Origin of the sequence: Janibacter terrae, assembly GCF_039636765.1 — a bacterium.
GTDB lineage: Bacteria > Actinomycetota > Actinomycetes > Actinomycetales > Dermatophilaceae > Janibacter > Janibacter terrae.
The window spans coordinates 3234552-3260166 of the sequence record NZ_CP144167.1 but is presented as its reverse complement, the minus strand read 5'-3'; the positions used below and the strand labels follow the sequence as shown (position 1 = coordinate 3260166).

The 25615-nt window shown below is 72.1% G+C and carries 28 protein-coding genes; 25 read left to right on the top strand and 3 right to left on the bottom strand.

Annotation, left to right across the window (positions count from 1 at the left end; genetic code table 11):
• Positions 1–124: 124 nt before the first annotated feature.
• From V3C34_RS16245 to V3C34_RS16215, 7 genes are read left to right on the top strand one after another with little or no spacing between them, the layout of a single operon-like run.
• Complete coding sequence (locus tag V3C34_RS16245; RefSeq protein WP_345912695.1) at positions 125–847, top strand: ABC transporter ATP-binding protein; 723 nt, start codon at positions 125–127, stop codon at positions 845–847.
• The gene (locus V3C34_RS16240; RefSeq protein ID WP_338537622.1) at positions 844–1578 is read left to right on the top strand and encodes an ABC transporter permease; all 735 of its coding nucleotides are present in this window, start codon (positions 844–846) and stop codon (positions 1576–1578) included. Before V3C34_RS16245 ends, V3C34_RS16240 begins: the two co-directional genes overlap by 4 nt.
• A gap of 27 nt (positions 1579–1605) precedes the next feature.
• Complete coding sequence (locus tag V3C34_RS16235) at positions 1606–2529, top strand: diacylglycerol/lipid kinase family protein (RefSeq protein ID WP_346007654.1); 924 nt, start codon at positions 1606–1608, stop codon at positions 2527–2529.
• Positions 2526–3470, top strand: a complete 945-nt coding sequence (locus V3C34_RS16230) for a hypothetical protein (protein ID WP_346007653.1) — start codon at positions 2526–2528, stop codon at positions 3468–3470. Before V3C34_RS16235 ends, V3C34_RS16230 begins: the two co-directional genes overlap by 4 nt.
• A 20-nt stretch (positions 3471–3490) precedes the next feature.
• Positions 3491–4270 (top strand): pyrroline-5-carboxylate reductase, encoded by a 780-nt coding sequence (gene proC, locus V3C34_RS16225; protein ID WP_346007652.1) that lies wholly within the window; start codon positions 3491–3493, stop codon positions 4268–4270.
• Positions 4249–4755 (top strand): GNAT family N-acetyltransferase, encoded by a 507-nt coding sequence (locus V3C34_RS16220; protein ID WP_346007651.1) that lies wholly within the window; start codon positions 4249–4251, stop codon positions 4753–4755. The genes proC and V3C34_RS16220 overlap by 22 nt, the downstream gene beginning before the upstream one ends.
• 53 nt (positions 4756–4808) lie before the next feature.
• Positions 4809–5324 carry a GNAT family N-acetyltransferase gene (locus tag V3C34_RS16215; protein ID WP_068321465.1) on the top strand — a complete coding sequence of 172 codons (516 nt, stop codon included), beginning with the start codon at positions 4809–4811 and terminating at the stop codon, positions 5322–5324.
• A 4-nt stretch (positions 5325–5328) separates the two neighbouring features.
• Here V3C34_RS16215 and V3C34_RS16210 read toward each other — a convergent pair whose 3' ends face one another.
• A complete protein-coding gene (locus V3C34_RS16210) occupies positions 5329–6093 on the bottom strand; it encodes an IclR family transcriptional regulator (protein WP_346007650.1) in 765 nt (254 codons plus the stop codon).
• A 160-nt stretch (positions 6094–6253) separates the two neighbouring features.
• Between V3C34_RS16210 and V3C34_RS16205 the strand changes: the two genes are divergently transcribed.
• Positions 6254–7045 carry a 1,6-dihydroxycyclohexa-2,4-diene-1-carboxylate dehydrogenase gene (locus V3C34_RS16205; protein ID WP_068426314.1) on the top strand — a complete coding sequence of 264 codons (792 nt, stop codon included), beginning with the start codon at positions 6254–6256 and terminating at the stop codon, positions 7043–7045.
• A gap of 66 nt (positions 7046–7111) precedes the next feature.
• Positions 7112–8149 carry a 2-keto-3-deoxygluconate permease gene (locus tag V3C34_RS16200; RefSeq protein WP_338537625.1) on the top strand — a complete coding sequence of 346 codons (1038 nt, stop codon included), beginning with the start codon at positions 7112–7114 and terminating at the stop codon, positions 8147–8149.
• A 97-nt stretch (positions 8150–8246) separates the two neighbouring features.
• Here V3C34_RS16200 and V3C34_RS16195 read toward each other — a convergent pair whose 3' ends face one another.
• A complete protein-coding gene (locus tag V3C34_RS16195; protein ID WP_255218216.1) occupies positions 8247–8915 on the bottom strand; it encodes a potassium channel family protein in 669 nt (222 codons plus the stop codon).
• A 63-nt stretch (positions 8916–8978) separates the two neighbouring features.
• Here V3C34_RS16195 and V3C34_RS16190 point away from each other — a divergent pair, with 63 nt between their 5' ends.
• The 13 genes from V3C34_RS16190 to hemL all read left to right on the top strand — a co-directional run bounded on the left by V3C34_RS16190 (position 8979) and on the right by hemL (position 21288).
• A complete protein-coding gene (locus tag V3C34_RS16190) occupies positions 8979–10169 on the top strand; it encodes an acetoin utilization protein AcuC (RefSeq protein WP_068321480.1) in 1191 nt (396 codons plus the stop codon).
• A gap of 168 nt (positions 10170–10337) precedes the next feature.
• A complete protein-coding gene (locus V3C34_RS16185) occupies positions 10338–10535 on the top strand; it encodes a helix-turn-helix domain-containing protein (RefSeq protein ID WP_068322435.1) in 198 nt (65 codons plus the stop codon).
• Between the two features lie 159 nt (positions 10536–10694).
• Positions 10695–10793, top strand: a complete 99-nt coding sequence (locus V3C34_RS16180; protein WP_003792170.1) for a 30S ribosomal protein bS22 — start codon at positions 10695–10697, stop codon at positions 10791–10793.
• Positions 10794–10969: 176 nt separating this feature from the next.
• Entirely contained in the window at positions 10970–12022 is a 1053-nt protein-coding gene (locus V3C34_RS16175) for an NAD-dependent epimerase/dehydratase family protein (RefSeq protein WP_169701783.1), read from the top strand.
• A complete protein-coding gene (locus tag V3C34_RS16170; RefSeq protein WP_346007649.1) occupies positions 12022–13464 on the top strand; it encodes a lysophospholipid acyltransferase family protein in 1443 nt (480 codons plus the stop codon). Before V3C34_RS16175 ends, V3C34_RS16170 begins: the two co-directional genes overlap by 1 nt.
• 8 nt (positions 13465–13472) lie before the next feature.
• Entirely contained in the window at positions 13473–13721 is a 249-nt protein-coding gene (locus V3C34_RS16165) for a glutaredoxin family protein (RefSeq protein ID WP_068321483.1), read from the top strand.
• 131 nt (positions 13722–13852) lie between these two features.
• On the top strand, positions 13853–14536 hold the full coding sequence (locus V3C34_RS16160) for a redox-sensing transcriptional repressor Rex (RefSeq protein ID WP_068321486.1): 684 nt from the start codon (positions 13853–13855) through the stop codon (positions 14534–14536).
• On the top strand, positions 14533–15807 hold the full coding sequence (locus V3C34_RS16155; protein ID WP_068321489.1) for a glutamyl-tRNA reductase: 1275 nt from the start codon (positions 14533–14535) through the stop codon (positions 15805–15807). Before V3C34_RS16160 ends, V3C34_RS16155 begins: the two co-directional genes overlap by 4 nt.
• Complete coding sequence (gene hemC, locus V3C34_RS16150; protein ID WP_346007648.1) at positions 15804–16763, top strand: hydroxymethylbilane synthase; 960 nt, start codon at positions 15804–15806, stop codon at positions 16761–16763. Before V3C34_RS16155 ends, hemC begins: the two co-directional genes overlap by 4 nt.
• Positions 16760–18403, top strand: a complete 1644-nt coding sequence (locus V3C34_RS16145) for a uroporphyrinogen-III synthase (RefSeq protein ID WP_346007647.1) — start codon at positions 16760–16762, stop codon at positions 18401–18403. Before hemC ends, V3C34_RS16145 begins: the two co-directional genes overlap by 4 nt.
• 2 nt (positions 18404–18405) lie before the next feature.
• Positions 18406–19404 carry a porphobilinogen synthase gene (gene hemB, locus V3C34_RS16140; protein WP_346007646.1) on the top strand — a complete coding sequence of 333 codons (999 nt, stop codon included), beginning with the start codon at positions 18406–18408 and terminating at the stop codon, positions 19402–19404.
• Positions 19401–19880: a MarR family winged helix-turn-helix transcriptional regulator gene (locus V3C34_RS16135; protein ID WP_346007645.1), complete on the top strand. Its 480-nt coding sequence runs from the start codon at positions 19401–19403 to the stop codon at positions 19878–19880. The genes hemB and V3C34_RS16135 overlap by 4 nt, the downstream gene beginning before the upstream one ends.
• 76 nt (positions 19881–19956) lie before the next feature.
• On the top strand, positions 19957–21288 hold the full coding sequence (gene hemL, locus V3C34_RS16130) for a glutamate-1-semialdehyde 2,1-aminomutase (RefSeq protein ID WP_346007644.1): 1332 nt from the start codon (positions 19957–19959) through the stop codon (positions 21286–21288).
• Positions 21289–21306: 18 nt separating this feature from the next.
• On the opposite strand, the gene V3C34_RS16125 is transcribed toward hemL, so the two are convergent.
• A complete protein-coding gene (locus tag V3C34_RS16125; RefSeq protein ID WP_346007643.1) occupies positions 21307–21999 on the bottom strand; it encodes a hypothetical protein in 693 nt (230 codons plus the stop codon).
• Between the two features lie 141 nt (positions 22000–22140).
• On the opposite strand from V3C34_RS16125, the gene V3C34_RS16120 reads away from it, so the two are divergent.
• From V3C34_RS16120 to V3C34_RS16110, 3 genes are read left to right on the top strand one after another with little or no spacing between them, the layout of a single operon-like run.
• Positions 22141–22854, top strand: a complete 714-nt coding sequence (locus V3C34_RS16120; protein ID WP_428832181.1) for a succinate dehydrogenase cytochrome b subunit — start codon at positions 22141–22143, stop codon at positions 22852–22854.
• Positions 22855–22871: 17 nt separating this feature from the next.
• Positions 22872–24860 (top strand): fumarate reductase/succinate dehydrogenase flavoprotein subunit, encoded by a 1989-nt coding sequence (locus V3C34_RS16115; protein ID WP_068423680.1) that lies wholly within the window; start codon positions 22872–22874, stop codon positions 24858–24860.
• A 2-nt stretch (positions 24861–24862) separates the two neighbouring features.
• Positions 24863–25606, top strand: a complete 744-nt coding sequence (locus V3C34_RS16110) for a succinate dehydrogenase/fumarate reductase iron-sulfur subunit (RefSeq protein ID WP_068423683.1) — start codon at positions 24863–24865, stop codon at positions 25604–25606.
• The last annotated feature ends 9 nt before the right edge of the window (positions 25607–25615 follow it).

Sequence of the window (25615 nt, the reverse complement as noted above, 5' to 3'; positions counted from 1 at the left end):
ATGCGCCCTCGGGCGACCGCTCGTCTGCATTGCCCTAGGGGAATGCGGGGTCCGGGGGCCGTTCGGCGCAGAGCGGGGCGAAGGGGGTTGCCGCCCGCTCGCGACGAGGTCCACAATTCATCACATGGTGAATTCAGCGATCGAGATCACCGACCTCCGGGTCACGCGGGGCGGCCGCCTCGTCATCCCCGGCCTCGACCTGCACGTCCCGGAGGGGCAGGTCGTCGGGCTCCTCGGACCGAGTGGTGGGGGCAAGTCCACGGTCATGCGAGCTGTCGTCGGCGTCCAGCAGGTCGACTCCGGCCGCATCGAGGTCCTCGGGCTGCCGGCAGGGCACCGCGACCTGCGTCACCGGGTCGGTTACGTCACCCAGGCGCCGAGCATCTACGGCGACCTGACCGTGCGGGAGAACGTCGCGCACCTCGGCGCCCTCCTCGGGGTCCCGGACCTCGGTCCGGCGAGCGCCGCGGTGATCGAGCGAGTCGATCTCGCCCCCCAGGCGGACTCGCGCGCCGACACGCTCTCCGGTGGGCAGCTCAGCCGTGCCAGCCTGGCCGCGGCGCTCGTCGGGAGCCCCGACGTGCTCGTCCTCGACGAGCCGACCGTCGGCCTCGACCCGGTCCTCCGCCGTGACCTGTGGGACCTCTTCCGCCGCCTCGCCGCCGACGGCGTCACCCTGCTCGTGTCGAGCCACGTCATGGACGAGGCCTCCCGCTGCGACCGCCTCGTCCTGCTGCGCGAAGGGGAGGTCCTCGCCGACGACACCCCGACCCACCTCCTCGAGCTGACCGGTGCGGCCGACATCGAGGGCGCCTTCCTCGCCCTCGTGGAGGCTGACGCGGCATGAACCCCCGGCGCACCCTCCTCACCGCCGCCCGGGTGCTGCGGCAGGTGGCCCGCGACCACCGCACGCTCGCCCTGCTCCTCGCCATGCCCGTCGTGCTCATGGGCCTGCTCGCCTGGGTCTACGTCGACGGACCGCTCTTCCAGCGGGTCGGACCCGCGCTCCTGACGGTCTTCCCCTTCGTCATCATGTTCGTCGTCACCAGCGTCGCGACCCTGCGGGAGCGCACGAGCGGGACCCTCGAGCGGCTCCTCACCACGCCGCTCGGCAAGGGCGACCTCGTCGTGGGCTACGCGCTGGCCTTCGGGCTGCTCGCCGTCGTGCAGGGTGTCGTCGTCACGTCCGTCTCGGTGTGGCTGTACGGGCTCGACACCACGGCCTCGTCGGCCTGGCTCGTCCTCGTCGTCGTCGGCAGCGGGGTGCTCGGCACCTCCCTCGGGCTGCTGGCCTCGGCCTTCGCGCGGACCGAGTTCCAGGCGGTGCAGCTCATGCCGGCCACGGTGCTGCCGCAGTTCCTCCTGTGCGGCCTGCTCGTGCCGCGCGACCGCCTGCCCCGGCCCCTCGAGCTGCTCTCCGACGTGCTGCCCCTGTCCCATGTCGTCGACGCCGCGTCGTCGGTCGCCCGTCAGGCCGCCCCGTTCGACGACCTCGTCGTCCCGCTGCTCGTCATCGGGGTGTGGATCGTCGTCGCGCTGGTGCTCGGCAGTCTCACCCTGCGCCGACGGACACCATGAGCCGCCCCTGACCGTAGGCTGGCGATCGTGAGACGCCTGCTCTTCATCGCCAATGCCGCAGCGGGGACCTCGGACCGCGAGCGCCGCGACGCCGCGCTCGAGGTGCTGCGCGAGGAGGCGGACGTGCGGGTGGTCGAGACCGAGTCCGTCGAGGACCTCGTCGACGCCCTCGCCGAGCGCGACGGCCGCGAGGTGGTCATCGCCGGCGGCGACGGCTCGCTCAACGCCTTCACCACCGCCCTCTGCCGCCTCGGCGACCTCGGGGAGGACCCGCCGACCGTCGGCCTGCTGCCGATGGGGACGGGCAACGACTTCGCCCGCACGGTCGAGCTGCCCAACGACCCGGCGCTCGCCGCCCGGGTCGTGCTGGACCAGCCCGCCCGCCCCGTCGACGTCCTCGTCGACGACGAAGGGATGCTCGTCGCCAACGCCGTGCACATCGGCGTGGGGGAGGAGGCCGGACGCATCGCTGCCCCGTGGAAGGAGCGTCTCGGCAAGGCGCACCTCGGTGTCCTCGGCTACGTGGTCGGGGGGATCGCCGCCGGGTTCGGCCAGCAGGGACGCCACCTCGAGGTCGTCGTCGACGGGGAGACGGTCGGTGACCCGTCCCGGCGGGTGCTGCAGGTCGCGGTGACCATCGGCCAGAGCGTCGGCGGTGGGACCCGCATCGCCCCCGACGCACGCCCCGGGGACGGAGCGGCCGAGGTCGTCATCTCCTACGCCGTCGCCCCCCTCAAGCGGCTGCGCTACGCCTTGCACCTCAGCAGCGGGACGCACACCCGCCTCGACGACGTCGTCAACGTGCGGGCGCGCGAGACGGTGACCGTGACCGGCGTCAACCACCAGGTCGCCGCCAACTCCGACGGCGAGCACCTCGGCCCCGCCCGGTCGCGCACGTGGCGCATCGTCCCCGACGCCTACCGCCTGCACTCCCCGGCGGAGACCGAGTGATCTCCTGGCACCCCGACCGGGTGCGCACCCGGGTCCTCGACACCCTGCTGTCCGAGGGGCACCGCGACCGGGTCGCCGGCTCGCGGCTCGTCGACTCCGCCCGTGACCGGTTCGTCGCGGGGGAGGGCGTCGACGACGCCGTGGCGGTCGCGTCGTGGTTGCGCCGGACCAACCGCATGGCCGCGCTCCACCCGCTCCTGCCGGCGGCCACCGACGCGGCGGGGGTCGAGGCGGCCGTCGCCGAGGCGGTCACGGCCATCGAGCAGATGGCGCCGGCGACCTCCGGCGGCGACTACCGCTCCGAGCTGTACCTCGCACCCGAGCAGCTGGGCCTCGCGCTCGACCCCGGCCACGCCGCCGACGCGCTCGCCCGCATCTGTGCCGTCGGCGACGACCGCAAGGTCGACATCACGCTGCGGTCCGGCCCGCACGACGTCGTCGACGACCTGCTCGAGCTCGTCGCCGCCATCCGCCCGGCCCACCCGCGCCTCACCACCTCGCTCGTCGCGCGCCGGCACCGCTCCGAGCGCGACGCGGCGACGCTCGCGACCGCCGGGGCCCGGGTCCGCCTCGTGCGCGGTGGCGCCGGCGAGCCCCGCGCCGTCGCGTGGCAGGACCAGCACGAGGTCAACCTCGCGTTCGCCCGGTGCCTCGCCACGCTGCTCGGCAGCGGCGTGCCGACCGTCGTGGCCACCCACGAGCCGGTACTGCTGGACCTGGCCGACGGGCTCGCCGACCAGTCCGGCCGGGGCCCGGAGGGGCTGGAGTACCAGTTCTTCCTCGGCGCCGACCCCGACCTGCAGCTGCGCACCGCCGACGCCGGGCACCGCGTGCGCGTGCTCGTGCCCTACGGTCCGATGTGGATGGAGTACCTGCACGACCTCGCGCGCCGGCCCTACGGCCTGCGCCGGCTCGTCGAGACGCTCACCAACCGGACCTGACCACCGCTAGGAGTACACGGATGACAGTCGCGATCTACGGAGTCGGCGCCATGGGCGGCGCGATCCTCGAGGCCCTCGCGGGCGAAGGGGAGGTCCTCGCCGTCGAGGGTCACGCCCCCCGTGCCGAGGAGCTGCGGGTGGCGTACGCCGACCGTGGCGTCGAGGTGGTCGACGCGACGACCGCCGCCGGCCGTGCCGATGTGCACCTCGTCGTCGTCAAGCCGTACTCCGTGCCCGCGCTACTGCAGGAGCTGGCGCCCTCCCTTCGTCCCGGCTCGATCGTGCTCAGCCTGGCCCTCGGCGTGTCGCTCGCCGACCTGGCCGCGGCCCTGCCGAGCGGCGTCGCCGCGATCCGCGGGATGCCCAACACCCCGGCCCGGGTCGGGCAGGGGATGACCGTGCTCAGCCCCGCCGACGACGTCACCGACGAGCAGCTCGAGCGGGTCCGCGAGCTGCTCGCCCCGACCGGTGGGACGCTCGTCCTGCCCGAGTCCCAGCAGGGCGTCGCGACCGCGCTCTCCGGCTCGGCGCCGGCGTACTTCTACCTCGTCGTCGAGGCGCTCGTCGACGCTGGGGTCGCGCGCGGGCTGACCCGCTCCGACGCCCTCGTTCTCGCCGCGCAGGCCGCCCGCGGGGCCGGCGCCATGCTCGTCGAGACCGGCGAGGAGGCCGCGCTGCTGCGGGCCTCGGTCACCTCGCCCGGAGGGTCGACGGCCGCCGCGCTCGCGCGGCTCGAGGCCCACGGCGTGCGGCACGCCTTCGCCGACGCGGTGGAGGCATGCGCCGACAGGGCCGGCTGATGGTCGGCGGCTGGGCCGTGCGCCGCCTCACCCCCGACGAGTGGCAGCTGCACCGCGCCGTCCGCCTCGCGATGCTGCTCGACGAGCCGCGTGCCTACGGGAGCAGCTTCGGCCGCGAGGTCGGGTTCGACGAGGCGACGTGGCGCGAGCGGCTCGGCCACCCCGTCTTCCTCGCCGCACGTGGGGACGGGCTGCCGCTCGGCGCGGCGACCCTGTACACCCCGCAGCCCGGGGGTGAGCCCGAGATCGTGGCGATGTGGGTCGCCGGTCACGCCCGGGGCAGCGGCGTCGCCGACGCGCTCGTCGAGGCCTGCGTCGCGGAGGCTGCGCGCCGGGGCGCCTCGCGGGTCCTGATGCACGTCATGGCGGACAACCCGCGGGCCGCGGCGATGTACGCCCGGGCCGGGTTCTCCTTCGACGGGGTGCGGGCCGAGGACGACGAGGCGTGCGAGCGGATGAGCCGCGACCTGCGGTCGACCGGGTGAACAATCCGTGACCCGGCAGGGCAATTCGGGCCCGGGGATGAGAGACTCGCGCCATGAGTGAGATCACCGTGCGCGCACTGACCGAGGACGAGTGGGCGACCTACCGCACCCTTCGGCTGGAAGCGCTGCAGGAATCTCCTGAGGCCTTCGTCGCCGACCACGCGACCGAGGCGGCCGAGCCGGAGGAGTTCTGGCGGACGCGGATGTCCCGCAGCGTCCGCCTCGTGGCAGAGGTCGACGACGAGCTGGTGGGCGTCGCGAGCCTCGGTACCGCCCACGGCGGCGACGACGCCACCGCCGGGCAGCTCTTCGGCCTCTGGGTCGCACCCGCCTGGCGGGGCAAGTCCGTCGCGGCCAACCTCGTGAGCCAGGGCGCCCGCATCGCCGAGCAGCGCGGCTTCGGCCAGCTCTTCTACTGGGTCGGCTCCGACAACGGTCGGGCCGTGGCCTTCGCGTCCAGCTTCGGGTTCCGTCCCACCGACGAGCGTCGGGCCATGCGCACCGCCTCCGATGCCGGAGGCGAGGAGGAGATCGCCCTGGTCCTCGCCCTCGGCGACGACCGCGGCTGACCCCTCACCGGAAGAGGGAGGCCGCCTCGACGAGGCCGTCGCGCACGAGCATGAGCTCCTCGCGGGTGCCCCGGCTCACCGGCACGGTGGCGCACAGGGCGACCCTTTCCCGCCACCCCCGACCGGGTACCGGGACCGAGCAGCCGGCCAGCCCGGCCTCCGTCTGCTGGAAGTTCAGGACGTACCCCTGCTCGCGGATCGCCGGCAGCTCGGCGATGAGGGCGGACACCGAGTCGGTCGTCCACGGGGTCTCCTTGGGAAGTCGTTCGCCCGGGAACAGGGCGGCGACCTGGTCGTCCGAGTAGTCGGACAGCAGCAGCTTGCCGGCCGAGATCGCGTGCGCCGGACGGAAGTACCCCGCGGTCAGCTGGGCCCGGACCGCCCGGTCCGGCTCCCTGCCGTCGAAGAAGACGATGTGCGAGCCGACGAGTGCGCCGACGTGGACCGTCTCGCCGGTGAGCTCGACCGCCTTGTCGATGACGGGTCGGAAGCGCACCCGGTCGACGAGGTCGAGACCCCGGGGGCGCGCCAGGTCGACCAGGACCGGCCCGGGGTAGTACCCGCGGCCCCCCGGCCCGAGCATGACGATGCCGCGGTTGCGCAGGGTGTTGAGCACCCGGTACGCGGTCGAGCGCGAGCAGCCCAGGTGCTCGGCCACCTGGGTGACGTTGACGGACTGGTGGCTGCTGAACATCGTCATCACCTGCAGCCCGGAGTCCAGCGAGGACAGGTGCGGCCCGACGGGCCGCTGGATCGTGGTGTTCCGCATGGCGAACCAATATGGCCGATCCGGCCCCCGAGGATCTCCGGTTGTTCCGCAGGGAGACATTACCCAGCGGGAGTGTTGGTGCCTCACGCCCGGTGATGGCGTACTGGTCGTCAGCCGGACCGGCTCGCCCCCTTCGCACCACCCACCCAGGAGCACACCCATGAGTCCAACCTGCCCGGATCGTTTCGCCGGCAAGGTCGTCGTCGTCACCGGATCCGCCCAGGGGATCGGTGCGCAGGTCGCCGAGCGGGCGGCTGCCGAAGGGGGGAGCGTCCTCCTCGTCGACCGCTCGCCCCTCGTCGCAGAGGTCGTCGAGCGCATCGTCGCCGCCGACGGCATTGCCTCCTGCCTGGAGACCGACCTCGAGCAGTGGTCGGGCGCCGAGGAGCTGCGGGCGACCGCCGTCGAGCGGTACGGCCGCATCGACGTCCTCGTCAACAACGTGGGCGGGACGATCTGGACCCGGCCGTACGAGGAGTACGAGCCGGAGCACATCCAGCGGGAGATCAGCCGCTCCCTCTTCCCGACCCTCTGGTGCTGCCGCGCGGTGCTCCCGTCGATGGTCGAGCGGGGGAGCGGCGTCATCGTCAACGTCTCCTCGATCGCCACGCGCAGCATCAACCGCGTGCCCTACGCCGCGGCCAAGGGTGGCGTCAACGCGCTCACGGCCTCGCTGTCCTTCGAGGCCGCGTCGAAGGGGGTCCGCGTCGTCGCGACCGCCCCCGGCGGGACCGAGGCGCCGGCGCGCCGGGTCCCGCGCAACGACACCGAGCTCGGCGCCCGGGACGACGAGTGGTACCAGCAGATCGTCGACCAGACCGTCGACAGCACCCACGTCGGTCGCTACGGGACCCTCGCCGAGCAGGCCGCCCCGATCCTCTTCCTCGCCTCCGACGAGGCGTCCTACATCACCGGCAGCGTGCTGCCGGTCGGCGGCGGCGACCAGGGCTGACCCGCCCCCACGCGTTCCTGCACCACCCCTTCCCCATCCCATCCCCTGAACAACGGAGTTCTCATCATGGACAACCTCCTGCGCGCCATCGGGCGCATCCCCGGGGCGCTGATGATCGTGCCCCTCTTCCTCGGCGCGCTCATCAACACCGTCGCCCCGGACGTGCTCGGCATCGGCTCCTTCACCACCGCCCTGTTCAAGGAGGGCGCGGCGGTCCTCATCGGTCTGTTCTTCATGTCGATCGGCTCGCAGATCAACGTCAAGGCGGCCCTGCCCTCGGTCGAGAAGGGCATCGTCATGCTCCTCGCCAAGTACGGCGTCGCGGTCGTCTTCGGCCTCGGGGTCGCGTGGGTCATGCCCGACGGCACCCTGTGGGGTCTGCTGCCGCTGGCGATCATCGCCGGCATGTCCAACTCCAACGGCTCCCTCTACGTGGCGCTCACCAGCCAGTTCGGCAACAAGACCGACAAGGGCGCCATCTCGATCCTCTCGATCAACGACGGGCCCTTCCTCACCATGGTCGCCATGGGCGCAGCCGGCCTGGCGAGCTTCCCGATGATGGCGCTGTTCGCCGCGATCTTCCCGATGCTCCTCGGCTTCATCCTCGGCAACACCAGCCAGATCGCGCGGGACTTCCTCGCGCCGGGCGAGAAGCTCATCATCCCCTTCGCCGCCTTCGCCCTGGGCGCGGGCATCGACTTCCGGGTGCTGGCCGGTGCCGGTGCCATCGGCGTCCTGCTCGGCCTGCTGACCGTCGTCCTCTCCGGCGGCGCGGCCGTCGGCGGCCTCTACCTGTGGCACCTGCTGCGTCGCCACCCCCAGCCCACGCGCAATGTCCTCGCGGGCTTCTGCGAGGCCTCGACGGCGGGCAACGCGATCGCCACGCCGCTGGCCGTCGCGACGATCGACCCGTCGCTGGCCGGGATCCAGGCGACGGCGACCGCGCAGGTCGCGGCGGCCGTGGTCACGACCGCCTTCACGATGCCCTTCGCCGTGGCCTACCTCGCCAAGTGGCAGCGCCGCCGCGGCATCACCCCGGAGGCCGAGGAGGCGCTGTACGAGGGCACCGCTCCCGCGAGCGTCCCCGCCCCGGCCACGGCCTGAGCGAGGGACCCGCACGAGGCGTCTCGTCCCCCTTCGACGAAGGGGGACGAGGCGCCTCGCCACGTCCGCGCCCTGCAGTGCAGTGCCACGGGCGGTCTCAGGGTCGTGCGGCCATCCGCTCGATGAGGGTGGTGGGGCCGCTGACGATGATCAGGTCGCCGCTGCGGACCTTCGTCTCCGGCCGGGCGTAGGTGAAGTCCTGGCCGGGCGACTTCACGCCGACGACCGTCACCCCGTATTTGCTGCGGATCGCGGACTGCTCGAGGGTGAACCCGATCGCCTCCGCCGGCGGGGTCATCTTGACGATCGCGAAGCCGTCGTCGAACTCGATGTAGTCCATCAGGCGGCTGCCGATGAGGTGGGCCAGGCGCTTGCCCGACTCGATCTCGGGGGAGAGCACGTGGTGCACGCCGATCCGGTTGAGGATCCGGGCGTGCTCCGGGCTGACCGCCTTGGCCCACACCTTGGGGGCCTCGCCGTCGATGAGGTTGACCGCGGCGAGGACGCTCGCCTCGATCGAGGACCCGATCCCGAGGACGCTGGCGGAGAACGTGTGCGGCTTGATCTCCTCGATGGCCTGGACGGAGGTGGCGTCGCCCTGCACGATGCGTCCGACCCGCCCGAGGTAGCTCTCCGCCAACGACGGGTCGAGCTCGAGCGCCGTGACGCGGTTGCCCAGCCGGTGCAGCTCGGTGGCGACGGCACCGCCGAATCGTCCGAGGCCGATGACGAGGACGTCCTCGTTGTGCAGACGCATGCGGGGCACGCGGTCCTCCGTTTCGTCGGGGTGGTCGTGGAGAAAACCCTATATCCGGGTAGCGTCCAACCCATGAGCACGCAGGTGTGCGCCATCTGGGGCGAGGACTTCACCAGATACGACTTCGGTCCCGGGCACCCGATGGCACCGGTGCGTCTCGACCTCACGGCGCGACTGTGCCGCGAGCTCGGGGTCTTCGACGACGTCGAGGTCGTCGACGTCGACGTGGCCACCGACGAGGTGCTCGCCACCGTCCACTCGCGCGCGTACGTCGACGCGGTCCGCGCCGGCTCCGCGGACCCCGCGAGCGCCGACGGGACGTGGGGCATCGGCACCGACGACGTCCCGGCCTTCGTGGGGATGCACGAGGCGAGCGCGCGGATCGTGGCCGGCTCGGTCGAGGCAGCGCGCCGGGTGTGGGTCGGCGAGGCCGAGCACGGGGTGAACTTCACCGGGGGCATGCACCACGCGATGCGCGAGCGGGCCGCAGGGTTCTGCGTCTACAACGACATCGCTGCCGCGATCCAGTGGCTGCTCGACCAGGGCGTCGAGCGCGTGGCCTACGTCGACGTCGACGTCCACCACGGCGACGGCGTGCAGGAGATCTTCTACGACGACCCTCGGGTGCTCACGGTCTCGATCCACGAGTCGGGACGCACCCTCTTCCCCGGGACCGGATGGCCGGGCGACACGGGTGGGCCCGGGGCCGAGGGCACCGCGGTCAACGTCGCCCTCCCGCCCGGGGTGACCGACGGCCCGTGGTTGCGCGCCATCACCGCGGTGGCGGCCCCGGTCGTGCGCGCCTTCGAGCCCCAGATCCTGCTCACCCAGCACGGATGCGACACCCACCGCGAGGACCCGCTCGCGCACATGTCCCTCACGACCGACGCCCAGCGCCAGGCCGCGGTCAACCTGCACCGCCTCGCCCACGAGGTCTGCGACGGACGGTGGGTCGCCTTCGGCGGGGGCGGCTACGACCTGGTCGGGGCGGTGCCCCGCGCCTGGACCCACCTCACCGCCATCGCCGCCCACAAGCCGATCCCGGCGGACACCCCGATCCCGGAGCCCTGGCGCGCGCACGTGGAGAAGATCTCGGGGGAGCGCGGCCCGGAGCGCATGGGCGACCTGGAGCCGCAGGACCTGCCGATCTGGGTGCAGCCGTGGAGCATGGGCTACAACCCGCACAGCGGCGTGGACCGGGCGATCATGGCCGCCCGCGAGGCGGTCTTCCCGCTCCACGGTCTCGACGTCTGGTACGAGTAGGACCGATTTTCCGCCGCTTCCCGGCGTGTCGGGTGGACGGCGGGGGGTGAATCTGCCCTCCAGTCTTCACAGTCGTCACATCTGCCCCTATGGTTGTCATCTGCGGGGCTCGTTGACGTCTGCCGACATGGGTCGGTGGTGCGGCCCTGCGGAGATGTCGAGGTGATCATGTCCAACGATCGACTGGGTGAGGTGCACTTCCTCACAGTGGCTGAGGTCGCGTCGATCATGCGGGTGTCGAAGATGACCGTCTACCGCATGGTCCACAACGGTGACCTGCCGGCCGTCCGCGTCGGTCGTAGCTTCCGAGTCCCCGAGGACGCGGTGCACACCTACCTCGAGACGTCGTTCATCGAGACGGCCTGAGAGCTCTGGCCCGACCCGTCCCGACTCCCCGGGCGCGAGCCTCCCGCGGGAGTCGGGTAAACTCTGCCGTCTGACTCGTACTCGGTGGGGCCTGCGCCGCAAGGCCGGCATCGCTCGAGCCACCACCGAAAGCACCGATCAACACCGAAGGACGTCCGCATGGGTTCTGTCATCAAGAAGCGTCGCAAGCGCATGGCGAAGAAGAAGCACCGCAAGTTGCTGCGCAAGACGCGCCACCAGCGTCGCAACAAGAAGTGACCCGCACGAAGGGGGCCCCGACCGGATGACCGGTGGGGCCCCCTTCGTCGTCCCCGTCGTGATCCCGATCTCTCCGCGCCCGCCAGGCGGCTGAACGGCCCCCCGCGCAGGGCCGCGTGACTAGGCTGCCCACAGTGCCCCGACCCACGGGTCCATCTCCACAGGAAGGTGTCCCGGTGCCCGAGACCGTCCTCATCGCAGGCGTCTCCCGCCACCTCGGCGGTGCCTTCGCCCGACGGCTGAGCCGCGACGAGTCCGTCGGCCGGATCATCGGCGTCGACGTGGTGCCGCCACGCCACGGCATCGGCCGCGCCGAGTTCATGCGCGCCGACATCCGCAGCCCGCTCATCAGCCGGATCATCGCGGGCAACGACGTCGACACCGTCGTGCACATGGCGGTCATCGCCACGCCGCGCGCCGGCGGTGGTCGGGCGACGCAGAAGGAGATCAACGTCATCGGCACGATGCAGCTCCTCGCGGCGTGCCAGCGGGCCGAGTCGGTGAGCAAGCTGGTCGTGAAGTCGACCGCCGGGGTCTACGGGTCGAGCCCACGTGACCCCGCGATGTTCACCGAGGACATGTCCGCCAAGCGGATGCCCAGGTCAGGCTGGGCCCGCGACAGCGTCGAGGTCGAGGGCTACGTGCGCGGCCTGTCACGACGGCGCCCGGACATCGAGATCACGACGCTGCGCTTCGCCAATGTCATCGGCCCACGCATCCGCACCGCTTTCACCGACCACTTCAGCCTCCCGGTGATCCCCATCCCGTTCGGGTACGACGCGCGCCTGCAGTTCGTCCACGAGGACGACTGCGTCGCGGCGATGGCCACGGCGGTCGGCCTCCCGGGGCTCGGCGCGGTCAACGTCGCCGGCGACGGGATCATCACCGCCAGCCAGGCCGCCAACCTCGCCGGCCGTCCCTATGCGCTCGTGCCGCGGGCCGCGACCGGCATGGTCACCGACCTGGCCAAGAAGTTCGGCCTCATCGACATCGGCTCCGACCAGCTCGACCTGCTGAGCTTCGGCCGGGGTCTGGACACCACCCGCATGCGCGAGCACCTCGGCTTCGAGCCGGCGTACACGACCCGGGCCGCCTACGAGGACTACGCCCGGGCGACGAAGGGCCGGGTCATGGACCGCCTGCCCTTCGCGCAGCCCGGCTGGTCCGCAGTCCAGGCCGCCGAGGCCGCGATGCGCGCCGTGGCGCCCACACCCGAGAGCGAGAAGTGATGGCCGACCGTACCGCCAAGAAGTCCACGGCCAGGAAGACCGCCACGAAGAAGAGCGCGACGGCTTCCGCGAAGGCCGCCGCGAAGAAGGCCGCCGCGAAGAAGACGACGGCGAAGAAGACCACGGCGAAGAAGACCACGGCGGCCTCCGCGCCGCGCTCCAGCGTCGCCCTCGCGGCCGACCGCGCCGGGGGCGAGCGGGCTCGTCGTCGCACCACGCCGCTGCTCACCGGTCCCTCGGCGGAGGTGCCGTCGGCCCCGGCCGCGCGCAGCACCACGCCAGCCCGCCCCAAGAAGCCCCGGCCGCCCCGCAAGCCCAACCTCACCGTCGTGCCCGGCCCGGACGGCGGGCCACCCACCGTCCGGCGCACGACGGCGAAGCCCGCGGCCGGTCGCCGCCGACCGCCGGCCCGCAGGAGCACCTCCACCGCAGCGCGCCCGTCCGCCACGACCCCGCAGCAGCAGTCGCGGTCCGCGTCGACCGGCACGCCCGACTCCGGCCAGACGATCGTGCCGGGCCTGGCGGAGCTGCTGTCGGTGCTGCTCTCCGCCGGTCAGCTGACCTCGCGCACGCTCGGCCAGGCGGCCGGCGCTGCGGCGGGTGAGGAGTGGGAGCGGCGCTTCGCCGAGACGCTGCACTTCCTCCAGCGTCGGGTCAGGGGCGACTACGCGGTCGACGACTTCGGCTTCGACGAGGACTTCACGATCCACACGGTCTTCCCCGTGCTGCGCCTGCTCAAGGACAAGTGGTTCCGCGTCGAGGTCCGGGGGATCGAGAACATCCCGGCCGACACCGGTGCGCTCCTCGTCTCCAACCACTCGGGCACCATCGCGATCGACTCGGTCATCACCCAGCTGGCGATCCACGACGCCCACCCGCAGCGCCGCTTCCTGCGGATGCTCGGCGCCGACCTCGTCTTCCAGCTGCCGGTCGTGGGCGACTTCGCCCGGAAGACGGGCGCGACCCTGGCCTCCAACGCCGACGCGGAGCGCCTGCTGCGCGGTGGTGAGCTCGTCGGCGTGTGGCCCGAGGGCTTCAAGGGCGTCGGCAAACCCTTCCGTGAGCGCTACAAGCTGCAGCGTTTTGGTCGGGGTGGCTTCGTCTCGGCGGCGATCCGCTCGGAGGTGCCGATCATCCCGTGCTCCGTCGTCGGGGCCGAGGAGGTCTACCCGATGATCGGCAACATGAAGACGCTCGCCCGCCTCGTCGGCGCCCCCTATGCCCCGATCACGCCCTTCTTCCCGCTGCTGGGACCGCTCGGTCTGATCCCCCTGCCGAGCAAGTGGATCATCGAGTTCGGCGAGCCGATCGACACCGCCTCCCTCGGACCGGCGGCGGCGGACGACCCGATGCTCGTCTTCGAGCTGACCGACCAGGTGCGCGAGACGATCCAGCAGACCCTGTACTCGGTCCTCGTCACCCGTCGCTCGGTCTTCTTCTAGGAGCAGGTATGGATGCATTGCCCGGCGCCCGGGTCGTCATGATCGGCCGGCAGGGCTGCCACCTGTGCGAGATCGCACGGGGGGTCATCGAGGGGGTCGTCGCCGAGACCGGCGACAGCTTCGCCGAGGTCGACATCGACGCGGACCCGCGTCTGGCCCGGTACACCGAGGAGGTGCCGGTGACCTTCGTCGACGGCCGCCAGCACGACTACCACCGGGTCGACGAAGGGAGGCTGCGCGCCGCCCTTCGCCCCTGAGGGGACGCGTCCGCCCCCGCTGGTCTCGCCTGACGGCTGACTTTGTGCATTTGTTCACAAGAGCGTAATCTCGATCCTGTTCGGTCGTCAGGCGCCGCGCCCCCCGACCGGGAGAGGAGCCGAGGGCAACCGTGTCCGTCGATCAGACCGCCAAGCGGGACATCCCCGACGCAACGGTCGCGCGACTCCCCGGATACCTGCGGGCACTCGGCCAGATGACCTCCCAGGGCGTGCTGTCCGTCTCCTCCGAGGAGCTCGCCCACAGCGCCGGTGTCACCTCGGCCAAGCTGCGCAAGGACCTCAGCCACCTCGGCTCGTACGGCGTCCGCGGCGTCGGCTATGACGTGGCCCACCTGAACTACCAGATCTCCCGGGCGCTCGGCCTGACCCACGACTGGCCCGTGATCATCGTCGGGATGGGCAACCTGGGCCGCGCGCTCGCCTCCTACGGCGGGTTCGCCACCAAGGGGTTCAAGGTCGTCGCCCTGCTCGACCGCGACCCGCTCGTCGTCGGCGAGAGGCTCGACGACCTCGCGATCCAACCGATGGACGCGCTCGACGCGCTCGTCCGTCCCGGCGAGGCCTGCATCGGGGTCATCGCGACCCCCGCCGGCTCCGCCCAGGAGGTCGCCGACCTCCTCGTCGCCGCGGGGGTCAGCTCGATCCTCAACTTCGCCGCCACGGCCATCCAGGTCCCCGAGGGAGTCCACATGCGCAAGGTCGACCTGTCCACGGAGCTGCAGATCCTCGCCTTCCACGAGCAACAGCGCTTCGGGGCCAGTCCAGAGGACTTCCTGGAAGGGGCCGCCAGATGAGTCTGCTCGCCTTCGGGCTCAACCATCGTCGGGCCCCGATCTCCGTCCTCGAGCGGGCGGCGCTCGACGAGTCCAGCCTCGCCGCGATCATCGCGGCGGCGACCGCCAGCCCCGACATCACCGAGCACCTCGTCGTCGCGACGTGCAACCGCACCGAGGTCTACGCCGAGGTCAGCGCGTTCCACGGGGCCGTGGCCGACCTCACCGAGGCGATGACGTCCTCGACGGGCATCACCCACGACGACCTCAAGGCCCACCTCGACCTGCACTACGGCGACGCCGCCGTCGCCCACGTCTTCAACGTCGCCGCCGGGCTCGACTCGATGGCGGTGGGGGAGTCGCAGATCCTCGGGCAGCTGAGGGACGCGCTCGGCCGCGGCCAGAGCGAGGGTCATGTCGGCCCGAGCCTGAACTCCCTCGTCCAGCAGGCCCTGCGCACCGGCAAGCGGGTGCACAGCGAGACCGCCATCGACGAGGTCTCCCGCTCGCTCGTCGGCGCCGGTCTCGACGCCGCCCGGGAGCACCTCGGCGACCTCGAGCAGGCGCACGTGCTCGTCGTCGGTGCCGGCGCCATGAGCGCCCTGGCGGCCACCAGCTGCGTGCGTCGCGGCGTCGCCGAGCTGACCGTCGTCAACCGCACCCACGAGCGGGGCGCGGCGCTGGCCGAGCGCCTCGGCGGGTCGGCCCGCCCCGCCCACGAGCTCGTCGACGCGCTCGCCGACGCGGACGTCGTCATCTCGTGCACCGGCTCGACCGGTCTGGCCATCACCCTGCCCGACGTCGCCGACGCGCAGGTCGCCCGCGGCGGTCGCCCGCAGGCCTTCATCGACCTCGCCCTCCCGCACGACGTGGCCCACGAGGTCGCCGACCTGCGTGGCGTCACCCGCCTCGGTCTCGCCGACCTCGGTGACCTGCTCGGCTCCGACGGCCGCCTGCCCGAGGTCGAGCAGGCGCGCGCGATCGTCGGTGACGCCGTCACCCAGCACCTCGGCAAGCGCGCGGCGAGCATCGCCGGACCCACGGTGCGTGCGCTGCGCACCGCCGCCCAGCAGGTCGTCGAGCGTGAGCTGACCCGCCTGGACCAGCGAACCCCGGACATGTCGGGGGCCGACCGTGCCGAGGTCGAGCTCGCCGTCCACCGCATCGTCGAGAAGCTCCTGCACCAGCCGACCGTGCGCGCCAAGGAGCTGGCGATCGACGGCCGCTTCGGCGAGTACGAGGACGCCCTGCGCCAGCTCTTCGACCTCCACGCCGAAGGGGGTGCCCTGTGACCGCGCTCCGCCTCGGCACGCGGCGCTCCGCGCTCGCGATGACCCAGTCCGGCCACGTCGCCGATGCCCTGCGGGCAGCCGGCCACGAGGTCGAGCTCGTCGAGGTCGTCACCGAGGGCGACACCAACCGCGCCTCGCTGGCCAGCATGGGCGGGACCGGTGTCTTCGCCAGCGCGCTCCGCGAGGCCCTGCACGCGGGTGAGATCGACCTCGCCGTGCACTCGCTCAAGGACCTGCCGGCCGTGCAGGAGCCCGGTCTCGTCGTCGCCGCGATCCCCCCGCGGGTCGACCCGCGCGACGCGCTCTGCGCCCGAGACGGACTGGCCCTGGGCGAGCTCGGCGAGGGGTCGGTCGTCGGGACCGGGTCCCCGCGCCGTCGCGCCCAGCTGGCGGCCCTCGGGCTCGGGCTGGAGTTCCGCGACATCCGCGGCAACCTCGGCACCCGCCTCGACATGGTCGGTCCCGGCGAGGACCAGCTCGACGCCGTCGTGCTCGCGCACGCCGGGCTCACGCGGCTCGGCCTCACCGACCGGATCACCGAGCTGCTCGAGCCGATCCAGATGCTGCCCGCGCCCGGCCAGGGTGCCCTGGCCGTCGAGTGCCGCTCCGACGACGAGGTGGTGATCGCCTCCCTTCGCCCCCTCGACGACCCGGACACGCGCGCGGCCGTCACCGCGGAGCGCGCGATCCTCGCGGAGCTGAGCGCAGGGTGCGCCGCACCCGTCGGCGCGCTCGGCGAGGTCGTCGAGGACGTCGACGGCCCGGTCCTCTCGCTGCGGGCCGTGATCGCCGCGACCGACGGCACCGCGGACCTGCGCCGGTCGATCACCGGCCCCCTCACCGACGCGGAGGCCCTCGGCCGCCGCCTCGCCCGCACGCTGGTCGACGACGGCGCCCCCGCCATCGCCGACCTGTCAGCCACCCACCCCACCACCGCTTCGGAGCATGCCCAGTGACCCCCCAGCGCTCTGCCGCACCCGCCCACGTCGACGCCTCCCGCCGGCCGGCCCGCGTCGCCTTCGTCGGCGCCGGTCCCGGTGACGCGTCACTCATGACCGTCGCCGCCGTCGATCTGCTGGGTCGTGCTGACGCGGTCATCACCGACCAGCTGACCAACGAGGCGGTCGTCGGCTCGCTCACCTCGGGCGACGTCGAGATCGTCGATGCCAGCCACGGCGAGCACGGGCAGCAGCTGACCCACGCCTCCCGCGCCAAGCTCGTCGTCAAGACGGCCAAGGCGCACAAGGGCGGTCTCGTCGTGCGGCTCATGGACGGCGACCCCGCGACCTTCAACGGACTCGCCGAGGAGGCGCAGGCCCTCGTCAAGGCCGACATCGACTTCGACGTCGTCCCCGGCGTCTCGGCCGTGAGCGCCGTCCCGGCGTACGCCGGCATCCCGCTCACCGCGCGCTCCACCGGCGCGGTCCACGTCGTGAGCCTCACCGGGTCCAGGCGCGCGGACCTGTCCGCCTCGGTCGCCGACGACGTGACCCTGGTCCTGCTCGGCCTGCCCGACCACCTGGCCGCCGCCTTCGGCGACCTGCTCGCCGCCGGGCGCGCCGCGGACACCCCGGTCGCCGTGACCCGGGGCGGCACGACGACCGCGCAGACGACCCGGGCGACGACCCTGCAGGGGGCGGCCGACGCCGTCGCCGGGCTCGAGGTGCCCACGCTCGCGGTCGTCGGTTCGACGGTCGGGCTGCGCGACACCCTCTCGTGGTTCGAGAGCAAGCCGCTCTTCGGCTGGCGGGTGCTCATCCCGCGCACCAAGGACCAGGCCGGCCCGATGACCCGGCAGCTGCTCGGCCACGGCGCGACCAGCGAGGTCGTCCCGACGATCAGCGTCGAGCCGCCGCGCACGCCGCAGGCCGTCGAGCGCGCCGTGCGCGGGCTCGTCACCGGTCGCTACCAGTGGATCGGGTTCACCTCGGTCAACGCCGTCAAGGCCATCCGCGAGAAGTTCGAGGAGTTCGGTCTCGACGCCCGCGCGTTCTCCGGGTTGAAGATCGCCGCGGTGGGTGGGGTCACCGCCGACGCCCTGCGCGAGTGGGGCCTCGAGCCCGATCTCGTGCCCGACGGCGAGATGTCGGCCCGGGGGCTGCTCGAGGTCTGGCCGCCCTACGACGAGGTGCTCGACCCGATGGACCGGGTCTTCCTCCCGCGGGCCGACATCGCGACCGACACGCTCGTCGCCGGTCTGCAGGACATGGGTTGGCAGGTCGACGACGTCACGGCCTACCGCACGGTGCGGGCGACCCCGCCGCCGGCGCCGGTGCGCGACGCCATCAAGCAGGGCGCCTTCGACGCCGTCGTCTTCACCTCGTCCTCGACGGTGCGCAACCTCGTCGGCATCGCCGGCAAGCCGCACCCGTCGACGGTCATCGCCTGCATCGGTCCGGCCACGGTCAAGACCGCCGAGGAGGCCGGTCTGCGGGTCGACGTCATGGCGCCCGAGGCCACCGGCGAGAGCCTCGTCCAGGCCCTCGCCGACCACGGGCGCGAGCTGGCCGCCGCCGCCGTGGCCGCCGGTGAGGAGCCGACCCGCCCGAGCGCCCGCCGCAAGAAGTCGACGACCCGCCGCAAGGCGAAGGGGTGAGCGTGGGCGACGCAGCACCTCGCGGACCGGTCGTGCGGCCGCGACGACTGCGGGGGAGCGTCCCCCTTCGTCGTCTCGTGGCGCAGACCCGCCTGCACCCGGCGGACCTCGTCCTGCCGGTCTTCGTGCGCGAGGGGATCCACGAGCCGGTCGAGATCTCCTCGATGCCCGGCGTCGTGCAGCACACGCTCGAGTCGCTCGTCGACGAGGCGCAGGCGTGCGTGGACGCGGGCATCGGCGGGATCATGCTCTTCGGCGTGCCGGTGGCCAAGGACGCCCGGGGCTCCGGCGCCGACGACCCGCAGGGCATCCTCAACCTGGCCACGAGGGCCGTCGTCGACGCGGTCGGGGACCGCCTCGTCGTCATGACCGACCTGTGCCTCGACGAGTTCACCGACCACGGCCACTGCGGGGTGCTCACGAGCACCCTCGACGGCCGCAGCGTCGTCGACAACGACGCGACGCTCGAGCGCTACGCCGCGATGGCGATCGCGCAGGCCGAGGCCGGCTCCCACGTGCTGGGGCTCTCCGGGATGATGGACGGCCAGGTCGCGCACGTGCGCGCCGCCCTGGACGCGGCCGGCCACACCGACACGCTCGTGCTGGCCTACGCCGCGAAGTACACCTCCGCCCTCTACGGGCCCTTCCGCGAGGCCGTCCAGTCCTCGCTGAGCGGTGACCGGGCGACGTACCAGCAGGACCCGGCCAACGCGACCGAGGCGCTGCGCGAGATCGACCTCGACCTCGCCGAGGGCGCCGACATCGTCATGGTCAAGCCGGCGCAGCCGCACCTCGACATCGTCGCGGCGGCCGCCGAGGTCTCGCCCGTGCCCGTCGCGGCCTACCAGATCTCCGGCGAGTTCGCGCAGATCGTCGCTGCCGCCGAGCGCGGCTGGATCGACCGCGACGCGGCAGTCACGGAGTCGCTGCTGCACATCAAGCGGGCCGGCGCGCAGATCATCCTCACGTACTTCGCGCTCGAGGTGGCGGGGCGGCTGTGAGCGGGACGCGCTGGCTGGACGAGGACGAGCAGGAGCACTGGCGCGCGTACCTGCGCGGCGTGCGGCTGCTCGAGCGTGCCCTCGTCGACGACCTCGCGCCGCACGACATCCAGCTCACCGAGTACGAGCTGCTCTCGATGCTGTCGGAGTCGCCCGGGCAGCGCATGCGCATGTCACGCCTGGCCGACGACATCATCCAGTCGCGCTCCCGCGTCACGCACACCGCCTCGCGCCTGGAGAAGCGCGGGTGGGTGGAGCGCTGCCGCTCCTCCGACGACGGCCGGGGGGTCGAGATCCTCATGACCGACGCCGGCCGGGACGCCCTGGGCGCGCTCGCCAGCGTGCACGTGGAGTCCGTGCGCCGGCACCTCGTCGACGCGCTCACGCCCGAGCAGTTCGCGGCGCTCGGTGAGGCGATGGCGGTCGTGCGCGACCGGCTCGCGCCGGGGCACCACGAGATCGGCCTCGACGACTGAACGCACCGGCGCCCGTGATGGCAGGTGGCCCTGCCCCGTGTGCCCTCGAGGACCGCGACCTTGGGAGGATGAGGGCATGACGCTCTCGACGACCCGCTCGCAGGCCCTCTTCGACCGCGCGCGCGAGGTGATCCCCGGTGGGGTCAACTCGCCGGTGCGCGCCTTCGGCGGCGTCGGCGGCGTCCCGCGGTTCATCGAGAGCGCGCAGGGCGCGACGCTCGTCGACGTCGACGGCAACCGCTATGTCGACCTCATCTGCTCGTGGGGGCCGATGATCCTCGGCCACGCGCACCCGGACGTCCTCGCGGCGGTCACCACGGCCGCAGGCAAGGGCTTCTCCTTCGGCACCCCGAGCGAGAACGAGGTGGCCCTGGCCGCCGAGATCGTCGACCGCGTCGAGCCGCTCGAGCAGGTTCGCCTGGTCTCCTCCGGGACCGAGGCGACGATGTCCGCCCTTCGCCTGGCGCGGGGCGCGACCGGGCGCTCGGTCATCGTGAAGTTCGCCGGCTGCTACCACGGGCACGTCGACGCCCTGCTCGCGCAGGCGGGCTCGGGCGTCGCGACCTTCGCCCTGCCGGACTCGGCCGGCGTGCCCGCCTCCGCGGCGGGGGAGACGGTGGTCCTGCCCTACAACGACCTGGCGGCCGTCGAGGAGCTCTTCGCCGTGCGTGGCGAGGAGATCGCGGCGGTCATCACCGAGGCGGCCCCGGGCAACATGGGCGTCGTCCCGCCCGCGCCCGGGTTCACCGAGGGGCTGCGCCGGGTCACCGCCCGGCACGGGGCACTGCTCATCAGCGACGAGGTCATGACGGGCTTCCGCGCGAGCCGCTCGGGCTGGTACGGCCTCGAGACGGGTCCGCAGGGCGCGCACCCCGGCGGGTACGCGGGCGGGGCCCCGGACCTCTTCACCTTCGGCAAGGTCATGGGCGGCGGCTTCCCGGCCGCGGCCTTCGGCGGCCGCGCCGACCTCATGGCGCACCTCGCACCGGAGGGGCCGGTCTACCAGGCGGGCACGCTGTCGGGGAACCCTGTCGCGACCGCCGCCGGCCTGGCGACGCTGCGCGCCTGCACCGAGGACCTCTACCCGCGCCTGGAGACCACGGCCCGCACGATCGCCGACGCCGCGTCCGCGGCGCTGTCCGCCGAGGGCGTCGCGCACCGGGTGCAGTGGGCGGGCTCGATGTTCTCGATCTTCTTCCGCGAAGGGGAGGTCACCTCCTTCGCCGACGCGCAGGCCCAGGACACCGCGGCCTACGGCCGCTTCTTCCACGCCATGCTCGAGGCCGGCGTGCACCTCCCGCCGAGCGCCTTCGAGGTCTGGTTCGTGTCCGACGCCCTCGACACCTCCGCCCTGGAGACCATCAGGGCGGCACTGCCGCTCGCTGCCCGGGCGGCGGCCTCCGCCTGACCGTTCGTCTGCATTGCCCTAGGGCAATGCAGAGGTCAGGTAGAGCGCGTACTCGAGGCGGCGGCCCTGGCGCTCGACCTCGAGGACGACCTCCTCGGTGGGGGCGAGGCGCTCGAGGCTGGTGAGGAGCCCCGGCTCGCGCTGGGCGGCCCAGATCGCGAGGGTCCCGCCGGGGGACAGCTGCGCCAGGGCTGCGGCGAGGGCCTCGGGCCGGTACAGCCGCTCGTTGCCCTCGTGCAGGAGGAAGCTCGGTCCGTTGTCGACGTCCAGGAGGACCAGGTCCCACGGGCCGACCGGGGTGGCCTCGCCGCGCAGGACCCCGGCGACGTCCCCGGCGTGGACGCCCACACGGGGATGACGGGCCACGAGCCCGAGGGTGGGGGCGAGGCCGAGGCGGGCCCACTGCACGAGGTCGGCCTCGATCTCGACGACGTCGACGTGCCGCACCCGCTTGTCCTTCAGGACCTGCCAGGTGGTGAACCCGAGACCGAGGCCGGCGACCAGCACGCGCTCGGGTGCCGCCGTGCGGGACAGCGACTCCTCGGCGAGCCTGGTCTCGGTGGAGGTGTCGAGGCTGTCCATCGCGAAGGTCCCCGCGATGATCAGCTCGTGCACGACGCCCCCGTCGGGATCTGCTCGCTCGCGCAGCGCGATCTCCCCCCGGGGCGTGGTCGCCGAGACGATCGTCTCCGCGGCGGGTGAGTCGTCCATGAGGGCCTCCTCGGCGCGGTGTCCCGCGAGGTTATTGCGACGGACGTGTTGCCTATTACGGCACGGTAACCGGACCAAGGTCACATGGCGAAGGGCGGAACCGGTGGCGTGTGCCCGCTCACAAGGCGGTACCTTGACCCCGTGGCTACTACGACCCTCCCCGCGAAGAAGAAGGGGGTGGCGTCGTCCTCGATCGGGCTCAAATTGCTCATGGCAGGCACTGGCGTCATCTTCATCCTGTATGTGCTCCTGCACATGTACGGCAACCTGAAGGCCCTGGCCGGTCAGGAAGCCTTCGACGAGTACGCGCACCACCTGCGGACCTTCGGGGAGCCGATGCTCCCGTACGAGGGCCTGCTGTGGATCGTGCGCATCGTCCTGGTCCTCGCGCTCGTCGGGCACGTCTACGCCGCGCTGAAGCTCATGGGGCGCAACAACGCCGCCCGCCCGGTCAGGTACCAGGTGAAGAAGAACGTCCACTCGACGCTCGCCTCGCGCACCATGCGCTGGGGTGGCCTCGCCCTCCTGGCCTTCGTGGTCTTCCACCTGATCCAGTTCACGATCGTCAAGCCGAACCTCTACGGTGCGGCCGACGCGGCGGCCATCAAGGAGTCGCCGTACGTGATGATCAGCGCGGCGTTCGCGACGTGGTGGGTCCTGCTCATCTACGTCATCGCCATGGTCGCGCTCGGCATGCACCTCTACCACGGCGTCTACAGCGCCTCGCAGACGATGGGTCTGAACAACACCGCCAGGGCACGTGCGCGCGCCCGGGTGATCGGCACCGTCATCGCTGCGGTGATCGTGGTCGGGTTCCTCGTCCCGCCCGTCTACATCTTCATCGACAGTCTCTGAGCAGGAGCCTCCTCACCATGACCGACACTCTCAGCGAGTACTTCTCCGAGGGCGCGCCCGTCGCGGACACCAAGGCGCCCGACGTCGACATCAACGCGATGTGGACGCAGCACCAGTTCGACTCCGCACTGGTCAACCCGTCCAACCGTCGCAAGCTCGACGTGATCATCGTCGGTACCGGCCTCGCCGGTGCCTCGGCCGCCGCCACGATGGGCGAGGCCGGCTACAACGTCAAGAGCTTCTTCTACCAGGACAGCGCCCGCCGCGCGCACTCCATCGCCGCGCAGGGTGGCATCAACGCCGCGAAGAACTACAACGACGACGGCGACTCCGTCTACCGCCTCTTCTACGACACGGTCAAGGGCGGCGACTACCGCAGCCGCGAGACCAACGTGTACCGCCTGGCCCAGGTCAGCGCCAACATCATCGACCAGTGCGTCGCCCAGGGCGTCCCCTTCGCCCGCGAGTACGGCGGTCTCCTCGACAACCGCTCCTTCGGTGGCGTCCAGGTCGCCCGGACCTTCTACGCGGCCGGCCAGACCGGTCAGCAGCTGCTCATCGGCGCCTACCAGGCCATGGAGCGCCAGGTCGCCAAGGGCACGGTCACCGAGTACAGCCGCCACGAGATGCTCGAGGTCGTCATCGTCGACGGTGTCGCCCGCGGCATCATCGCCCGCGACATGGTCACCGGCGAGATCGAGACCCACCTGGCCGACGTCGTCGTGCTCGCCACCGGCGGCTACGGCAACGTCTTCTTCCTCTCCACCAACGCGATGGGCTGCAATGTCACGGCCGCGTGGCGGGCGCACCGCAAGGGCGCCTACTTCGCCAACCCGTGCTACACGCAGATCCACCCGACGTGCATCCCGGTCTCCGGCGACCACCAGTCGAAGCTGACCCTGATGTCGGAGTCGCTGCGCAACGACGGCCGCATCTGGGTGCCCAAGCGCGCCGAGGACTGCGACAAGGACCCGCGGCAGATCCCCGAGGAGGACCGCGACTACTACCTGGAGCGGATCTACCCCGCCTTCGGCAACCTCGTGCCCCGTGACATCGCCTCGCGCCAGGCCAAGAACATGTGCGACGAGGGACGCGGCGTCGGCCCGCTCGTCGACGAGGTCGACGCGGAGGGCAACCCGCGCCAGATGCGCCGGGGCGTCTACCTGGACTTCGCCGCCGCCATCGAGCGGCTGGGCCAGGCGGCCGTCGAGGAGAAGTACGGCAACCTCTTCGACATGTACGCCCGCATCACCGGCGAGAACCCCTACGAGGTGCCGATGCGGATCTACCCCGCCGTGCACTACACGATGGGTGGCCTGTGGGTCGACTACGACCTGCAGACGTCGGTCGAGGGCCTCTTCTCGATCGGTGAGTCCAACTTCTCCGACCACGGGGCCAACCGCCTGGGCGCCTCCTCGCTCATGCAGTGCCTCGCCGACGGCTACTTCGTCCTGCCCAACACCGTCCGGGACTACCTGGCCAAGGGCCCGTTCGACAAGATCGCCGAGGACCACCCGGCCGTCGTCGAGGCGAAGACCGCGGTCACCGACCGGATCGAGAAGTTCCTCTCGATCAACGGTGAGCGCAGCGTCGACTCCTTCCACCGCGAGCTCGGCAACATCATGTGGGAGTACTGCGGCATGGAGCGCACGGACGAGGGCCTGCGCAAGGCCATCGGCCTGATCCGCGCGCTCAAGGACGAGTTCTGGACCAACGTCCGGGTGCTCGGCAGCGCGGACTCGCTCAACCAGAGCCTCGAGAAGGCCGGCCGGGTGGCCGACTTCCTGGAGCTCGGCGAGCTCATGTGCATCGACGCGCTGCACCGCCGAGAGTCCTGCGGCGGTCACTTCCGCGCCGAGTCCGTGACCGAGGACGGCGAGGCCCTGCGCCACGACGACGAGTTCGCGTACGTCGCGGCCTGGGAGTTCGGCGAGGACGCACCCGTCCTGCACAAGGAAGACCTGAACTACAAGTTCATCGAGCTGAAGCAGCGGAGCTACAAGTGAGCATGGAACTGACCCTCAAGATCTGGCGCCAGGCCGGACCCACGGCGAAGGGCGAACTCGTCACCTACCAGGTCGCGGACATCTCCCCGGACATGTCCTTCCTGGAGATGCTCGACGTCCTCAACGAGCAGCTGATCGGCGAGGGCACCGAGCCGATCGCCTTCGACAGCGACTGCCGCGAGGGCATCTGCGGCATGTGCGGTCTGATGATCTCCGGTGAGGCCCACGGCCCCGAGCGGACGACCACCTGCCAGCTGCACATGCGCTCCTTCCGCAGCGGCGAGACCATCACGATCGAGCCGTGGCGGGCCAACGCCTTCCCGGTGATCCGTGACCTCGTCGTCGACCGCAGCGCCTTCGACCGGATCATCCAGTCCGGCGGCTACGTCTCCGTCAACACCGGTGCCGCCCCCGAGGCGCACTCGGTGCCGGTGCCGAAGGAGAAGGCCGACCGCGCCTTCGACTCCGCCAAGTGCATCGGCTGCGGCGCCTGCGTCGCGGCCTGCCCCAACGCCTCGGGCATGCTCTTCCTCGGCGCCAAGGTCACCCACCTGGGTGAGCTGCCGCAGGGTCAGCCCGAGCGTGGTGGCCGCGTCGTCAAGATGCTCGAGACGCACGACCTCGAGGGCTTCGGCGGGTGCACCAACATCGGCGAGTGCGCCGCTGCCTGCCCCAAGGAGATCCCGCTCGACGTCATCAGCACGCTCAACGCGGACCTGCGCACCGCAGCCCGCGGCGGCTTCTGAGCCGAACGG

What these genes read in the sequence shown, in the direction of transcription:
- V3C34_RS16245 (WP_345912695.1), top strand. Translation starts at nt 125, where the DNA reads ATGGTGAATTCAGCGATCGAGATCACCGACCTCCGGGTCACGCGGGGC.
- V3C34_RS16115 (WP_068423680.1), top strand. Translation starts at nt 22,872, where the DNA reads ATGACCGACACTCTCAGCGAGTACTTCTCCGAGGGCGCGCCCGTCGCG.
- V3C34_RS16165 (WP_068321483.1), top strand. Translation starts at nt 13,473, where the DNA reads ATGGATGCATTGCCCGGCGCCCGGGTCGTCATGATCGGCCGGCAGGGC.
- V3C34_RS16170 (WP_346007649.1), top strand. Translation starts at nt 12,022, where the DNA reads ATGGCCGACCGTACCGCCAAGAAGTCCACGGCCAGGAAGACCGCCACG.
- V3C34_RS16125 (WP_346007643.1), bottom strand. Translation starts at nt 21,999, where the DNA reads ATGGACGACTCACCCGCCGCGGAGACGATCGTCTCGGCGACCACGCCC.
- V3C34_RS16215 (WP_068321465.1), top strand. Translation starts at nt 4,809, where the DNA reads ATGAGTGAGATCACCGTGCGCGCACTGACCGAGGACGAGTGGGCGACC.
- V3C34_RS16205 (WP_068426314.1), top strand. Translation starts at nt 6,254, where the DNA reads ATGAGTCCAACCTGCCCGGATCGTTTCGCCGGCAAGGTCGTCGTCGTC.
- hemL (WP_346007644.1), top strand. Translation starts at nt 19,957, where the DNA reads ATGACGCTCTCGACGACCCGCTCGCAGGCCCTCTTCGACCGCGCGCGC.
- V3C34_RS16220 (WP_346007651.1), top strand. Translation starts at nt 4,249, where the DNA reads ATGCGCCGACAGGGCCGGCTGATGGTCGGCGGCTGGGCCGTGCGCCGC.
- V3C34_RS16210 (WP_346007650.1), bottom strand. Translation starts at nt 6,093, where the DNA reads ATGCGGAACACCACGATCCAGCGGCCCGTCGGGCCGCACCTGTCCTCG.
- proC (WP_346007652.1), top strand. Translation starts at nt 3,491, where the DNA reads ATGACAGTCGCGATCTACGGAGTCGGCGCCATGGGCGGCGCGATCCTC.
- V3C34_RS16155 (WP_068321489.1), top strand. Translation starts at nt 14,533, where the DNA reads ATGAGTCTGCTCGCCTTCGGGCTCAACCATCGTCGGGCCCCGATCTCC.
- V3C34_RS16190 (WP_068321480.1), top strand. Translation starts at nt 8,979, where the DNA reads ATGAGCACGCAGGTGTGCGCCATCTGGGGCGAGGACTTCACCAGATAC.
- V3C34_RS16240 (WP_338537622.1), top strand. Translation starts at nt 844, where the DNA reads ATGAACCCCCGGCGCACCCTCCTCACCGCCGCCCGGGTGCTGCGGCAG.
- V3C34_RS16200 (WP_338537625.1), top strand. Translation starts at nt 7,112, where the DNA reads ATGGACAACCTCCTGCGCGCCATCGGGCGCATCCCCGGGGCGCTGATG.
- V3C34_RS16180 (WP_003792170.1), top strand. Translation starts at nt 10,695, where the DNA reads ATGGGTTCTGTCATCAAGAAGCGTCGCAAGCGCATGGCGAAGAAGAAG.
- V3C34_RS16185 (WP_068322435.1), top strand. Translation starts at nt 10,338, where the DNA reads ATGTCCAACGATCGACTGGGTGAGGTGCACTTCCTCACAGTGGCTGAG.
- V3C34_RS16110 (WP_068423683.1), top strand. Translation starts at nt 24,863, where the DNA reads ATGGAACTGACCCTCAAGATCTGGCGCCAGGCCGGACCCACGGCGAAG.